The sequence below is a fragment of the Vibrio sabulosilitoris genome (assembly GCF_055391395.1).
Window position 1 is genome coordinate 1,427,356 of record NZ_AP029600.1, and the last position, 13,501, is coordinate 1,440,856.

Annotated in this window: 11 protein-coding genes and 2 pseudogenes; 11 read left to right on the top strand and 2 right to left on the bottom strand. The window is 46.8% G+C overall.

Annotated elements, in window-relative coordinates:
- The first annotated feature begins 78 nt into the window (after positions 1-78).
- The 5 genes from ACZ5R2_RS21870 (at position 79) to ACZ5R2_RS21890 (ending at position 5,919) form a co-directional block, all read left to right on the top strand.
- Entirely contained in the window at positions 79-1,287 is a 1,209-nt protein-coding gene (locus ACZ5R2_RS21870; protein WP_464902519.1) for an acetyl-CoA C-acetyltransferase, read from the top strand.
- Positions 1,288-1,298: 11 nt separating this feature from the next.
- Positions 1,299-1,952 carry a CoA transferase subunit A gene (locus tag ACZ5R2_RS21875; RefSeq protein ID WP_464902518.1) on the top strand — a complete coding sequence of 218 codons (654 nt, stop codon included), beginning with the start codon at positions 1,299-1,301 and terminating at the stop codon, positions 1,950-1,952.
- The gene (locus ACZ5R2_RS21880) at positions 1,952-2,629 is read left to right on the top strand and encodes a 3-oxoacid CoA-transferase subunit B (protein WP_464902517.1); all 678 of its coding nucleotides are present in this window, start codon (positions 1,952-1,954) and stop codon (positions 2,627-2,629) included. The genes ACZ5R2_RS21875 and ACZ5R2_RS21880 overlap by 1 nt, the downstream gene beginning before the upstream one ends.
- A gap of 920 nt (positions 2,630-3,549) precedes the next feature.
- Positions 3,550-4,680 (top strand): CaiB/BaiF CoA transferase family protein, encoded by a 1,131-nt coding sequence (locus ACZ5R2_RS21885; RefSeq protein ID WP_464902516.1) that lies wholly within the window; start codon positions 3,550-3,552, stop codon positions 4,678-4,680.
- A gap of 75 nt (positions 4,681-4,755) precedes the next feature.
- Positions 4,756-5,919, top strand: a complete 1,164-nt coding sequence (locus ACZ5R2_RS21890; RefSeq protein WP_464902515.1) for an ABC transporter substrate-binding protein — start codon at positions 4,756-4,758, stop codon at positions 5,917-5,919.
- 272 nt (positions 5,920-6,191) lie between these two features.
- On the opposite strand, the gene ACZ5R2_RS21895 is transcribed toward ACZ5R2_RS21890, so the two are convergent.
- Entirely contained in the window at positions 6,192-7,172 is a 981-nt protein-coding gene (locus tag ACZ5R2_RS21895; RefSeq protein WP_464902514.1) for a hypothetical protein, read from the bottom strand.
- Positions 7,173-7,583: 411 nt separating this feature from the next.
- Here ACZ5R2_RS21895 and ACZ5R2_RS21900 point away from each other — a divergent pair, with 411 nt between their 5' ends.
- The 6 genes and pseudogenes from ACZ5R2_RS21900 to ACZ5R2_RS21925 all read left to right on the top strand — a co-directional run bounded on the left by ACZ5R2_RS21900 (position 7,584) and on the right by ACZ5R2_RS21925 (position 13,246).
- Positions 7,584-8,090: a helix-turn-helix transcriptional regulator gene (locus ACZ5R2_RS21900; protein WP_464902513.1), complete on the top strand. Its 507-nt coding sequence runs from the start codon at positions 7,584-7,586 to the stop codon at positions 8,088-8,090.
- Between the two features lie 168 nt (positions 8,091-8,258).
- Positions 8,259-8,402: pseudogene (locus ACZ5R2_RS21905) on the top strand (IS3 family transposase); the annotation flags it as partial.
- Positions 8,403-8,735: 333 nt separating this feature from the next.
- Positions 8,736-10,244, top strand: coding sequence for a sugar ABC transporter ATP-binding protein (locus ACZ5R2_RS21910; RefSeq protein WP_464902512.1), 1,509 nt, complete (start codon positions 8,736-8,738; stop codon positions 10,242-10,244).
- A gap of 10 nt (positions 10,245-10,254) precedes the next feature.
- Complete coding sequence (locus tag ACZ5R2_RS21915) at positions 10,255-11,262, top strand: ABC transporter permease (RefSeq protein ID WP_464902511.1); 1,008 nt, start codon at positions 10,255-10,257, stop codon at positions 11,260-11,262.
- Positions 11,263-11,274: 12 nt separating this feature from the next.
- Entirely contained in the window at positions 11,275-12,240 is a 966-nt protein-coding gene (locus tag ACZ5R2_RS21920) for a sugar ABC transporter substrate-binding protein (protein ID WP_464902510.1), read from the top strand.
- Positions 12,241-12,268: 28 nt separating this feature from the next.
- Positions 12,269-13,246 (top strand): ABC transporter permease, encoded by a 978-nt coding sequence (locus ACZ5R2_RS21925; protein WP_464902509.1) that lies wholly within the window; start codon positions 12,269-12,271, stop codon positions 13,244-13,246.
- A gap of 36 nt (positions 13,247-13,282) precedes the next feature.
- On the opposite strand, the pseudogene ACZ5R2_RS21930 reads toward ACZ5R2_RS21925, so the two are convergent.
- Positions 13,283-13,470 (bottom strand): annotated as a pseudogene (locus ACZ5R2_RS21930) (IS30 family transposase); the annotation flags it as partial.
- Positions 13,471-13,501 lie beyond the last annotated feature (31 nt).

A 13,501-nucleotide genomic window follows, 5' to 3' on the forward strand; every position in this document is an offset into this window, starting at 1 on the left:
CGGCTTTGATTTCCTGCCTATATCGCGATGAGGAGCGACGCCCTAAACTGGCCTTAAAACCGACACTGGAGAATCAACATGGAACGTATATTTATCGTGGCTGCCAAGCGCACCCCGATTGGCAACTTTAATGGTGCCCTTAGTTCGCTGTCTGGCGTAGAGTTGGGAGCAGCGGCTATGCGAGCAGCCCTTGATCAAGTTGAGCTCCCTTTGGAACAGATTGATGAGGTGATTGTCGGCAGCGTATTAACCGGCGGTACAGGTATGGGACCTGGCCGACAAGCGGCAATCCGAGCCGGTCTGCCCGAATCCGTCCCTGCCTATACCATCAACATGATTTGTGGCAGTGGCATGAGGGCAATTATGGACGCCGCCAGCCATATCCGCGCTGGTGATTCAGACATCGTCCTTACCTGCGGCATGGAGAGCATGTCTAATGCCTGTTACACCACCTCTGGCCAAGTTCGCCGTGGCTATCGGCTTGGCCATCAAGGTCTTGAAGATAGTATTTTAAAAGATGGACTGACCGATGCCTTTCATCATTACCACATGGGTATCACCGCTGAAAACATCGCGACTCAGCTGAGTATCTCTCGTGAAGAACAAGATGCCTTTGCACTCGACAGTCAGCGTAAAGCTGCTCAAGCGATTGAAATGCGTTACTTTGACGCCGAGATTGCGCCAGTCACTATTGATCTTCGTAAGCGCCAAATCAATGTCACTCAAGATGAGTACCCAAGAGCCGACTGTACCTATCAGGCGCTACAAAACTTAGCACCAGCCTTTGATAAAAATGGCAGTGTCACCGCCGGTAATGCCTCTGGGATCAACGATGGTGCATCCGCGATCTTATTGGTCTCAGGCAGTGCGCTCAAAAGGCATCACCTCACCCCAATCGCTGAGCTTATCGAATATGGACAAGGTGCAATAGCGCCCGAAGTAATGGGGCTTGGTCCAGTTTCAGCCATTGCTAATACCCTCACCAAGGCCGATATGGCGATAGAAGATATCGACCTGTTTGAGCTCAATGAGGCATTCGCCGCCCAAGCCCTAGGCGTGATCCGTTCACTAACCCATCAGCACAATATCGATGAGCCGTGGATCCTTAAGCGCAGCAATGTCTGCGGCGGTGCGATCGCGCTTGGTCATCCGGTCGGTGCCTCTGGCAATAGAATTGTCACCACTCTAGTCCATCAACTGCAGCGCACTCGTTGCGATTATGGACTGGCCTCTCTTTGCATTGGTGGTGGCATGGGCACTGCGATGATAATAAAACGTTGTTACTAGGGGCAAACATCATGAAAAAAGCAGCCACAGCAAAGCAGATAACCCCCCTTCTTCATGACGGTATGACAATCATGATTGGCGGTTTTATGGCTACAGGTGCACCAGAGAAACTGATTGACTTGGTGCTTGAGTCCGGTATTAACGACATCACCCTGATCAGCACCGATACAGGATCGCCTGGCAAGGGAGCCAGTCGACTCATCGCTAGCCAGAGGGTCAAGAAGCTCTATGCCTCGCACATTGGTACCAATCCAGAAACGGGCAGGCAGATGAATCAAGGGACGCTTGAGGTGGAACTGGTGCCACAGGGCACCCTTGCAGAGCGTATTCGCAGCGCCGGCGCGGGGTTGGGCGGAGTATTGACCCCAACGGGGATCGGGACAATTATCGCTGAAAACAAGCCAGTCATTGAAGTCGATGGGCAGGCTTTCTTACTCGAAAAGCCCCTTAAAGCAGACCTAGCGCTGATACGTGGCTCATTAGTCGATCAACGTGGCAATGTATTTTACAAAAAGACCAGCCAAAACTTTAACCCTTTGATGGCGACAGCAGCAGGCACTGTCGTCGTTGAGCCTGAGCAATTAGTGGCACTAGGAGAAATCGAACCTGAAGCGGTGCACACACCCAGTTTATATGTCGACTACATCTTTATGGAGGAGTCCTAATGACGACACAACTCGATAAACACACGATTCGACGTCGTATTGCGTGGCGAGTCGCCCAAGAGATGCGGGACGGTGATATCGTGAATCTCGGCATTGGTCTTCCTTCACTAGTCGCTAATGAGGTAGACAAGGACGTCGAGCTGCTGCTTCAAGGTGAAAATGGTCTACTCGGCATTGACACTTTAGCCGATGAGCAATATGCGGATGCGGACTTGGTCAATGCCGGAGGTCAGGCAATCACAGCCATCGCGGGCAGTTGCTACTTTAATAGCGCTGATTCTTTCGCCATTATTCGCGGCGGTCATGTCGATGCCACTGTGCTCGGGGCCCTGCAAGTTGATGAGCGAGGCAATCTGGCCAATTGGATTATTCCCGGCAAGATGGTGCCCGGTATGGGCGGAGCAATGGATCTTGTCGTTGGTGCCAAGAAAGTGATTGTTGCTATGGAACATACCGTTAAGGGAGAGCCTAAGCTACTGCAACACTGCTCGTTGCCACTGACTGCGGTTGGCCAAGTTGACCTAATAGTCACCGAGATGGGCGTGATATCGATCATCAATAACCAGATGGTGCTCACGGAGTTGGCTCCCGAGTTCAGCATCGATGAAATTCAAGCCGCTACACAGGCAAAACTGACTATTTCAGCTGACTTAATCCCTATGCCTACACCAGATTAAAACACAGCAAAACCTTTGGGGTATGCTTTGTGCTGCCCCCTTTTTTTGCAAGTTTTAGCGCCATCAAAAAGGCGAAATTAAGCAACCCACCAATACCGTACATTTTTACTCCTAAGCTGCTTTTCTATCACATTGATATTGAGCAAAAACTTATAAATAGCTGAAGAGAAATGCCCAGCACCACCGGTTGAATCTGAGTTTACCCTATCTTTAATTCCATAGGCGTCAAAGAAATTCTGCAGCCCAAAACCAAGTGCATAACGGCTACTATGCCAATCGAGCCAAGGAAAGATATTACCACCGTTGGGGCAAGGTCAGGTCTCGGTGATCTTTTGCACCTAATAGGTGATCCCAGTAACCTTGAAAGGCAAAAAAGCTATCGTTGTCTGATATATATATGCTCGTTCAATAGCTAAACGCGAAGACTGACCCGATCGAGTTAGTAAGCTGATCACTGGTCACTTCTCTATGCGTGAGTTGATAACAAATTTTCCAAGCAAACCCCACCGACTCTAAATTTATATATAAAAGCTGTGTTTATATATGAAATTCATGATGAAGATCACGATTAAATGTGAGGGTGATGTGGTAGTTTTTAATCGAAGCAAAATGCCATACAAGAGACGCTGATTTTAGAGGTAATGGCTAGTAAGAAAAGGGGCCTTGATGAGCTCTCCCGCAACGACTAAATGTTCGGAAAGTGGTGAGCCCTTTGAATAGAAGTTTTGATCAAGTAACGAGTTATCGCGAACAACAACAAAGCGCTTACGAGGCCTAAAACCATCAGCGAAAACGAACAAATCAGAAAGCATTTAACTCAGAGGACACGCTTAACATTTTGTGCAAGATAGACGACGAACTGTCTCGCCCACCACGAGCTGTTGGCCTCGCATCGCCAAGTTATTAAAAGGAAATGATTCATGGAAACACTACCACTTGAAGGTATTACCGTTCTCGATTTTGCCAATTTTTTATCGGGCCCAGCAGCCGCACTGCGATTGGCAGACTTGGGCGCTGAGGTGATTAAAATTGAGCGCCCTGGCACGGGTGACTTATGTCGAAATCTGGTGATCAACGACCAGAAAATCGGTGACAACAGCCTCTTATTCCACACCTTTAATCGCAATAAAAAAAGCGTTGCGCTTAACCTAAAATCTGAATCGGACCTCGAACAGGTTAAAAAACTCATCTCAACCGCAGATGTGATGATCCATAACTTCCGACCCGGTGTGATGGAGAGAATTGGTCTAGATTACGGCGTGGTATCACAGCTCAATCCCAAGATAATTTATGGCTCAGTGTCGGGCTATGGTGACAAGGGGCCATGGCGCGATAAACCAGGACAAGACTTGCTGGTTCAATCCCTATCGGGGCTGACATGGCTATCGGGTGACGGAGAGCACAACCCAACGCCTGTCGGCCTTCCGGTGTTAGACATTGCAACCAGTGGCAATCTAGTACAAGGCATTTTGGCCGCCATTATCCGTAGAGGAATAACCGGCAAGGGCAGCCTTGTTGAAGTTGATCTCATGAGTAGCGCCTTCGACCTTCAGTTCGAACAACTGACAGCCTATGTCAATGACAATAAAGAGCCGTCTCGAAGCAAAATTGCCAATGCCAACATCTACGGTGCAGCACCTTACGGCATCTATCAAACCGCAGACGGCTATCTGGCTCTGGCTATGATGCCGATTAGCCTGCTGGCAGAGTTATTAGAATGTGAAGCGTTGACTCAGTTCACTCAAGATGACGCATTTCAACAGCGAGACAGAATCAAAGAGATCGTCGCCGGTGCAGTAAAACAACGCTCCACCAGCGCTTGGCTAGACGTGCTAGAGGCGAGAGATGTTTGGTGTGCAGAAATCTTGGATTGGAGTCGACTGTTAGAGGAAGAGGGCTTTAAAGCACTTGAGCCGCTTCAGACCGTCGACGTCATTGGTGGTGATCCGATCAAAACGACCCGTTGCCCAATTCGACTTGACGGCGAATACATGACCTCGAATAAGCCAGCACCGCTTTTAGGGGCCCACACCAACCAAATCATTCTGTGAGCCTAAATCTCGCTCAAAGCTGAGCTGGATAAGATATCAGAAGTTACAAGCGTTTAAAATTAACCGGAGTTTACAATGATTAAGTTAAAAGGAATGACGTGGTCTCATGACAGAGGGGTCAAGCCACTGATTGCCGCGACGACTGAATTTGCCAAACAACACGATGACGTAGAGATTTCATGGGACGCAAGGTCTCTAGCGGACTTTGAGCTGTTTCCACTCGATCAACTGGCAAGCAAATACGATTTCATCATGATCGACCACCCGCATATTGGTGTGGCTTACGAGCAGGAACTCTTGTTGCCTCTTGACCAACTTTTGCCCCAAGAGTTTATTGAAGATCAAAAACAGAACTCTGTCGGCCGAAGCTTTGAGAGTTATCACTGGGAGGGGCACCAATGGGCCTTACCCGCAGATGCTGCCGCTCAGGTTTCTGCTTATCGAAAAGACTTGATGGATAAGTACGGTCAAGCCATACCACAAACCTGGTCTGACGTATTTTCGCTAGCAGACAGCCTGGAGAGCCAAGCACAATCAGCCCCTGTGATTGGGATACCGTTTGTACCCGTTCACGCGTATTCAAGCTTCTATACCCTGTGTTCTCAGCTTTCTGATAAGACGGTTTGGAGCGATGGATCAGATCTCGACCTTGAGGTCGGTGAGCAGGTTCTGAAGCTACTTAACCGGATACTGAGTAAAGCGCATAAAATCTCGTTCGACAGTGACCCTATTCAGCTGCTTGACAAGATGGCCTGCTCGGATGAAATCGTCTATACACCATTGATTTATGGCTACTCAAATTACGCGAGAAATGGTTACCTAGATAATGTCGTGATCTTTGACGAAATGCCTTCAGACACTGGTGCGCCGAGCGGCAGTATGATTGGTGGTGTGGGTCTGTCTATCTCATCGAAATGTAAACATCCAGACATAGCGGCTAAGTTTATTCAGATGACCGCAGCTGGAGATTTCCAGAAAACGATTTTCTTTGATGAAGCCGGTCAGCCAGGTCACAGACAGGCCTGGATGGACAAGCATACTAACGATAATAGTAACAACTTCTTCAAAAACACGCTCAAGACACTCGATCTGGGCTCGATGCGTCCACGTTTTGACGGCTATATTGAGTTCCAAGAGCATGCAGGTAAGTTGATCCGTGAGTTTGTGATGAATCAAGATACTGAGTATCGAGCCTTGGTTGTTAAGTTAAATGAGCTCATCAAGCATTATCGCAAATAACCGATCTTAATACATCGCAATATGATGACAATATCCTGCTCATTGTGAGCAGGATATTGCTGAGTAACCGCAAGATTTTGGTCTGTTTTTGAGGACCCACTCACTGGCCCTAGAGTCTAGATGTTAAGGTCTGTTAGACATACAGAATTGACTTACTGAACGAGTAAAGTTATTACAAATCGAAATTAAGCCATGCTTTTTGCTGGTATGTTTTCGACCATCAGCAAGCCTATGGCTATTACCTGCCCTGTTAACTGAGTGGAAGAATGCCACTATCTTTCTGACGCTTTCTCAGCCAACTCTCTAGCCAGTTGCATAGCGAACTGTTCATCATGAACAAAATAGTCAATATTGTCTACTTCACCAGCAATGTAGTACCCAACAGTGAGATAATTTTCATTCATGCTATGTTTTAAGTAATACTCACCGCCGGGTTCGCCAGCCTCGCCATCAACTCCAATCGTTAACTTTCCGTTATTTACTTGGTATTGTCCAGACCAAGGCCCCTCAGCGACACCTAATATACCAAACATAGTTACACTGTTGTCCACAGCGAACTGACATTTGAAAATAATCGATCGCTCACTCTCTCCATTCTCTTCTACACCAAACCAAACTTGATACAGGGTTCGGCCTGCAAGCCAATCTTGGGTAAAATCCCCAATCAAGTGTGGCTCATTGATCTCTGAAAGACTCAATGACAAGTGACTTTGAGCGAGCGTGCTATCAACAAGACCTCCCTCTATGCCGTTTACCAGCGACAGTAGTGCATCAACCTCTGCGTCAAAGTTATCGTTGTTAAAATCAAACTCTGTCACCGCCTCTAGCGCTTCGTGCGTTGCTGAGGCTATTGTAATTTCGTCTCTATCTTCAAACGTACTGTCCAAAGACAGCAAAAATCGAGTAATGTTTAGTGCCAATAACTCATCATAGCCAGCAATATCTAGTGGTGTGACGAACTCTTGTGCTTCGACTGCGGGAAATTGGATGCCCCCAATCGAGAAAGTCACCAGCTCACCACTTTTATAGACAAATCCCCCTTCAGAATCAGTGATATCACTACCGCTGGTTGTTGTATATTTGATTCCTGAAACTGGGCTGTCAATGAAATACCCGGTTTTTTCCGCTACTACGTTTTCAGTTCCACCGCCATCACTTACATTTGTTGTCTTAACACTATCATCATCACAAGCTAAATTACCTATTGCTAAAAGAGTGACACCCAGTAATTTTAAAGTGTTGGTTACGTTCATATTACCCCCTAGAGCCGTTGTTGGTCTTAGCACCTTCAGCTCAAATTTAGCAATAGACGCTGGCAAAAACTTCCCCCGAATGGGGGATAAATTAATGACCTAGATCAATCATTTTTCATTATCGCTAGGTTAGTGATTGCTATAATCACTCAGAGGCACACAACCACTTTATCGTGAGGGGCTATGAGAGAGGTCAAGTTAGGTAACATGGTGCTTCTCCAATCTGAGTTTGAGAGCCTATTACAGAGAGAGTTCATAAGCATTGGTGTATGCAAGGCATACATTACTCTAATCGATCCCTGGCAAAGATCGATTTATAGTTTTAAATTTAATATTACAGACACGCAGATATCTGAGTACTTCCGCTATATTAGACATGATATTTATTTACGAGAGTACATCAAAAAATCGATGTTCGAAAACGTCGCCTACCTACAAAAATCGGTACCTAAAGAAGCGACTAAAGACCCTATATTTCAAGAAATAATAAAAAAGAGCATCGACTTAGACCACTCAATAGGCGTAATTAGCAAATTACATGATGGTTATAAAATCGTATTTAGTGCTCATACTGATAAAGAAATAGGCCCTATCATTTACCAGCGCTACCGTAATCTATGGTTGTTTGCAAGAAACTGGTTGAACCATGCCTATTTTCAACAGCATCTACTTGAAAGCATCGATGCTTTGACAGTGTCAAAAACAAATACAGTTACACCTTTTACTTACTCAGAAGGAATAGTCTTCAACTTGTTGATAAATGGTATGTCTGGTTCAGATATCGCAAAGTATAGAAATGTTTCCAGAGAAACCGTTAAATCACAAATAAAGCAGATATTGCTTAAAACCAACTGCCGAAGTCAGGTACAGCTGTTAGCGATGTACTATAAAGGTCAGTTGATAGAAACGATCTATTAGGTGCGTCGTTCCATAGGCTCATAGTAGATTCCTCTCTTATCAAAACCAACAGTTATGAACACCGAGTTAAGTGAATACTATTACTGAGAAGGTAAGCAATGACGGCCAAGGAATAGCGCATTATCCACTCAGCGGCATTCAGACTAGAAGCCCTTATGTTGTCAAACAGAGTTGGAGCAGCTGCGGCAGCGAGACCCGCTGCGACACGTGCTCTGCGAATACACAAAGGTTGATTACAATCGAACAAGAAGGCCCGGTGCTCTTGGGTACCTGAGCCCAGTCAAGGTTGAAAATCAAAATGTCGATCAATAAATAATCCAGTCTGGCTAGAGCAGATCACATCCGTAATTTGTCGCACGCCTTTACTCCCCCACCACCAATATTGGTGCTACCAATTATCTATTTTTGTGCATCTACTGACCAATAAGTTCGACATTGGTCACCCAATATATCTTAAGGTTCTGGGTATAATGGTGAGGGTAAAGACATTGATAATTTAGCTTGAATCATCAAACTTTGGTAGCACCAATTAGGTGTGGTAAAGGTCATATTGACGCTGAGGCATTACGAGCATACGTAGAGTGTGTTGTATGGTGGAAAATATTGTCAATAAAGGTTATCGCTTGAAGCAGGAGGCTCTCAGATATGCCTAGTGAAACATGTAAACCTGTACTATCCGTGCGTGGGCTGGCAAAAAGTTTTTCTGGAAAGACAGTGGTCAGCAATGTCTCTTTTGATATCTATCCGGGCGAAATTGTTGCCTTAGTGGGAGAGAACGGCGCAGGAAAATCCACCACAAAGAATATGATTTGTGGACTGCTTGAGCCTAACCAAGGTGAGATGTTTGTCCAAGGCGAGAAGGTTGACAAGATCGATGGCCGTTGTCATGGCATCGGTGCCGTTCACCAAGAACTGAGCCTGTTCGACACACTGAATGTCGCTGAAAACATCTGCATTAGTGATCTGCCTGGCACTGCCTCAAAAGTAGATTGGCAAGCCTGCCACAAGATTGCGCAGGAGCAATTGGATAACCTTGGTATTTCGATAGAAACTGGGCAAAAAGTAGAATCTCTCGGTGCCGGCAAACAGCAGATCGTTGAAATCGCCAAGGCCCTGCTCCACGCGCAAAACGTATTAATTCTCGATGAGCCAACCACATCCCTCACCGCCCCTGAGCGTGACCGACTGTTTGATTTGATGAACCGCCTTAAACAACAAGGCATCGCGATGATCTTTATCTCTCACTTTATGGATGAGATTTATCGAATGAGTGATAAGTTCATCTGTCTTCGTGATGGCAAACAAGTCGGCAGCGACCTATTGGCTAACACGCCACGCAAAGAGTTAGAGCAGTTGATGGTAGGCCGAACCATTGAGGAATCTCGAATTGAGCTATCTCCGCACAACGAAAATATCAAGCTAAGCGTTGATCGCTTGAGCTCTTACTATTTCGATGATATCTCCTTTGACCTTCACCAAGGGGAGATCCTCGGAATTGCTGGACTAATGGGTGCAGGTCGAACCGAAGTTGCCGAAGCGATCATTGGCCTAAGAGAGTCGACTGGATTGGTTTCCATAGACGGTAAGCCAATGGATAAGCGCTCCGTTAAGGAGTCCATGGGGCACGGCCTCTGTTACCTAACTGAAGATAGACGCACGCACGGCCTATTCCCAGTACGCTCAGTAAAAGAAAACATCTCAGCAGCTGCCATTACGCGATTTGTCCAGCGTAAAATCAAAGGGTTCGGCTTCAAAGGTGAGTATGAGAGTACTGATAAAATCGCCGATGAGCAAAACATCTCTGTCCCTTCAATAGATTCAGCCGTGGCCAACCTAAGTGGCGGAAATCAGCAAAAAGTCCTGCTTGCTCGTTGGCTTGCTACTCAACCGAGCGTTTGCATCCTCGATGAACCGACCAAGGGTGTGGATATCGGCGCCAAATTCGATATACATAATCGCATTGCTGCCCTGGCTAAATCTGGTGTCTCTGTGCTGCTTGTATCGTCCGACTTACCCGAACTTCTCGAGCTCAGTCATCGCATTCTGGTTATGCGCACCGGACACATTGTTGGTGAGTTTGAACGTTCAGAGTTTGATCCTGTCAAGATCATTTCCCTTGCGGCAAGCTCCGCTTACGAACAAAAATCTGCTTAGGAGCAAAGAAATGGACTCGATCAAAAAAGCACTCTCGCAATACAACTGGCTGCCTATCGCTGGTGCGACCTTTGTCATGTGTATCGTCTTATCTTTGATGTCAGCGTCATTTTTATCGGCAGCAAACTTCCAATCGATTTTGGTTCAGTCTAGTGTCACCGCGATTATGGCTGTTGGCATGACCTTCATTATCTGCACGGCGGGTATCGACATTTCGGTGGGAGCGATACTGTTTTTTACCTCTTCGCTATTTGCGCAGCTGATGATGATGACCAACTCATACTTTATCGCCTTTAGCGCCTCGATGTCCTTTGCCTGCATCCTCGGCTATCTCAATGGGTTCTTGATTGTTCGATTCAAGATCTCACCGCTTATCACCACCCTTGCGACCTACACCATGTATCGCGGTATGGCGATCCACTTAACCGAAGCGAAAAACATACCCGTACCACGCGAAATGGGCTTTTTGGGCAATGGCTCACTGCTCGGTATTCCCATGCCAATTGTACTGATGTTTCTCACCCTGATTGCTGGGGCTTACCTCTTCAACCGAACGCGATTTGGTCTGTATGTGAAAGCCATCGGTAACTCAGAGCAGTCTGCCTATGAGTCCAACTTACCAGTTAAGCAGATTACGATGTTGGTGTATCTGATTGGCGGAGTCACAACAGGGATCGCAGCACTGATCTTGCTAGCGCGCGTCGGTGGGCTTCAGTCAGGAATTGGTATTGGTATTGAGTTTACGGTGATTGCAGCGGTCGTGCTTGGGGGCACCAAACTGTCTGGCGGTACTGGAACCGTCCTCGGCAGTGTCATCGGGGCAATATTCTTAGTGCTGATCGACAACGGTCTCAATCTGCTAAACGCATCTCCCTATGTTTACGACATCGTCAAAGGTGTTGTACTCCTAGTTGCTGTCGTAATTGATAAGCTGTCCGTCATGCGGCAACAAAAATCGGTTTTAGAGGAGCGAGCCAAACGAATCCGCTCCGCTTCTCAAAGCCTACCTACAACGTGAAATGAGGTTACTATGAAAACGAACAACAAAAGAGTAATTGGGTTAATCGCTGCCGCTTCACTGTGTACTATGTCTGGCTTTGCCGCAGCCAAAGAGATCACGCTCGGCCTGTCTGTTGACCAATTGTTCGAAAGCCGCGTCGCTGTCATCGATGCGATTAAAGCCGAAGCGGAACAAAAAGGCTACAAGATTATTGAAGTTGTAGCGGATGGCGATGCTCAAGCGCAAAACTCCCAGATCCAATCACTGGTGACGCAGAAAGTGGATGCTATCTTGGTGTGCGCTGTTGACCAAAATACCATTGAGCGGGCATTGATTGGTGCCAAACGACGTGGTATCCCGATTGTCGCCTATGACCGCGCTCTTCCTGATAGCCGTGCTGTTGATGCTTATGTCGGCCCTGACTCCATCACCGATGGTTACCTTGCAGGTCAATATACCGCTGAACAGTTTAAAGATACCGATGAGAAAATAGTTATTCTTGAACTACTTGGCGCCCTCAATGATCAAAATGGCATCGACAGAAGTAAAGGCTTTAACGACGCGTTAAAAGAGCTCAAAAACGTCGAAGTGATTGCGATGCCTACCGACTGGGATTCAGCTCGCGCGCTGGCCGCCACTCAAAACGCATTCCAAGCCAATCCAAACATCAAGGCTGTCTTTGCCGCAACCGATACACACATCCCAAGTGTGGAGACAGTGCTTCGTGACCTGAATAAGATCCAACCAAAAGGCTCCGCGGACCATGTGGTGGTTACCGGTGTCAACGGCAGCAACGATGGATATCAAGCCACTCTGTCTGGCAATGCGGACGGTATCGTCGCGATGGACACCAATGGAACCGGGATTAAAACCGTAAAAGTTGCTACGGCGTTAATTAACGGAGAACCCGTAGATATGAACAATGTTATTCCGGGTAACTTCTACACCACTGATGATATTGAAGCCAATAAGTCAGCCATTTGGGGTGCGAAATAGCACGCACTAACGTTACTCGGAGGTAGTTATGGAAAACGTGGTTAAAGGTAACGGGCGCGAGAGCAATGCGTCAGTCGGAGTTCTTGCTTTTTTTAAACAATATCCAGCCGTGCCCATCATTATTGTGCTTTTAGCTGGGTTCTCATCTCTTTCTCCGTTCTTCTTAACCTCCGGGAATGTTGAATCGATCATGATTTCCAATTCGGTCATCATGATCGCCGCTATCGGTATGACCTTAGTGTTCCTGACCGGGGGGATCGACCTGTCTATCGCCACGGTGATCTCTGCCAGCGCCGTTATCGCGGGTACAGTGATGGCAGAAACACAAAGTGTAACGCTGGGTGTTATCACCGCGCTCGGGGTTGGATTGGCTTTTGGGCTGCTAAACGGATTTTTGATTGGCTACTGCAAACTCAATCCATTTATCACTACCATGGGTACGCAGTTAATTGCTCGCGGTATGGCATTTTTAGTTTCAAAAGGTATTGCGGTTAAAGGCACGCCTTTTGCTATTTTAGACTTTAGCTTTATGACCTTTTTAGGTCTGCCCGCTGTTGCTTGGATTGCGATAGCGCTTACCACAGTATCGATTGGAGTACTGGCATTGAGTAGCTGGGGACGACAAGTCTACTTACTCGGTAGTAATCGCTCAGCCGCTAGATACACCGGCATCAATGCAGAGCGAACTGAGGCGTCTGTCTATGTGGTGGCAGGCTTATTAGCAGGTATTGCAGGCATGATTAGTGTTGTTAACCTTGGCAACGCTATTCCTGGTGTCGGTGACACGATTCTCCTGATTATTATTGGTGGCGTGGTACTGGGTGGTACCAGCATGTTTGGCGGTGAAGGGTCAATATTTAGAACAGTTTTAGGTGTCGCTATCTTAGCTATTTTAACCAGTGGTCTGAACCTTATGGGCATCCCATTTTATGACCAGTTGATCATCCAAGGTATATTGATCTTCGTTGGTAACGGTTTAGCGATGAAGCTTAGCAGAGAGCGTTAGGACGTACTTTGTTTATCACGAGTTCAACTGTGAAATTGCTCTTTGCCTTGTGCTTGTGATAGACACTATCTGTGCCGTGCGTGGGCAATAATGATTGCTCTTGCGGCCTCTTTAAGCTCACGATAAACCGTTGAGCGATGGCACTGAGCTGTTTCAGCGATTTCAGAGTCTGAAATTCCCCATACCCAAAGAGCAGAGATTTGGTATCTTCTGCCCTCAGTCAACTGCTAACCAATCATGGTAGCACTGCTTATT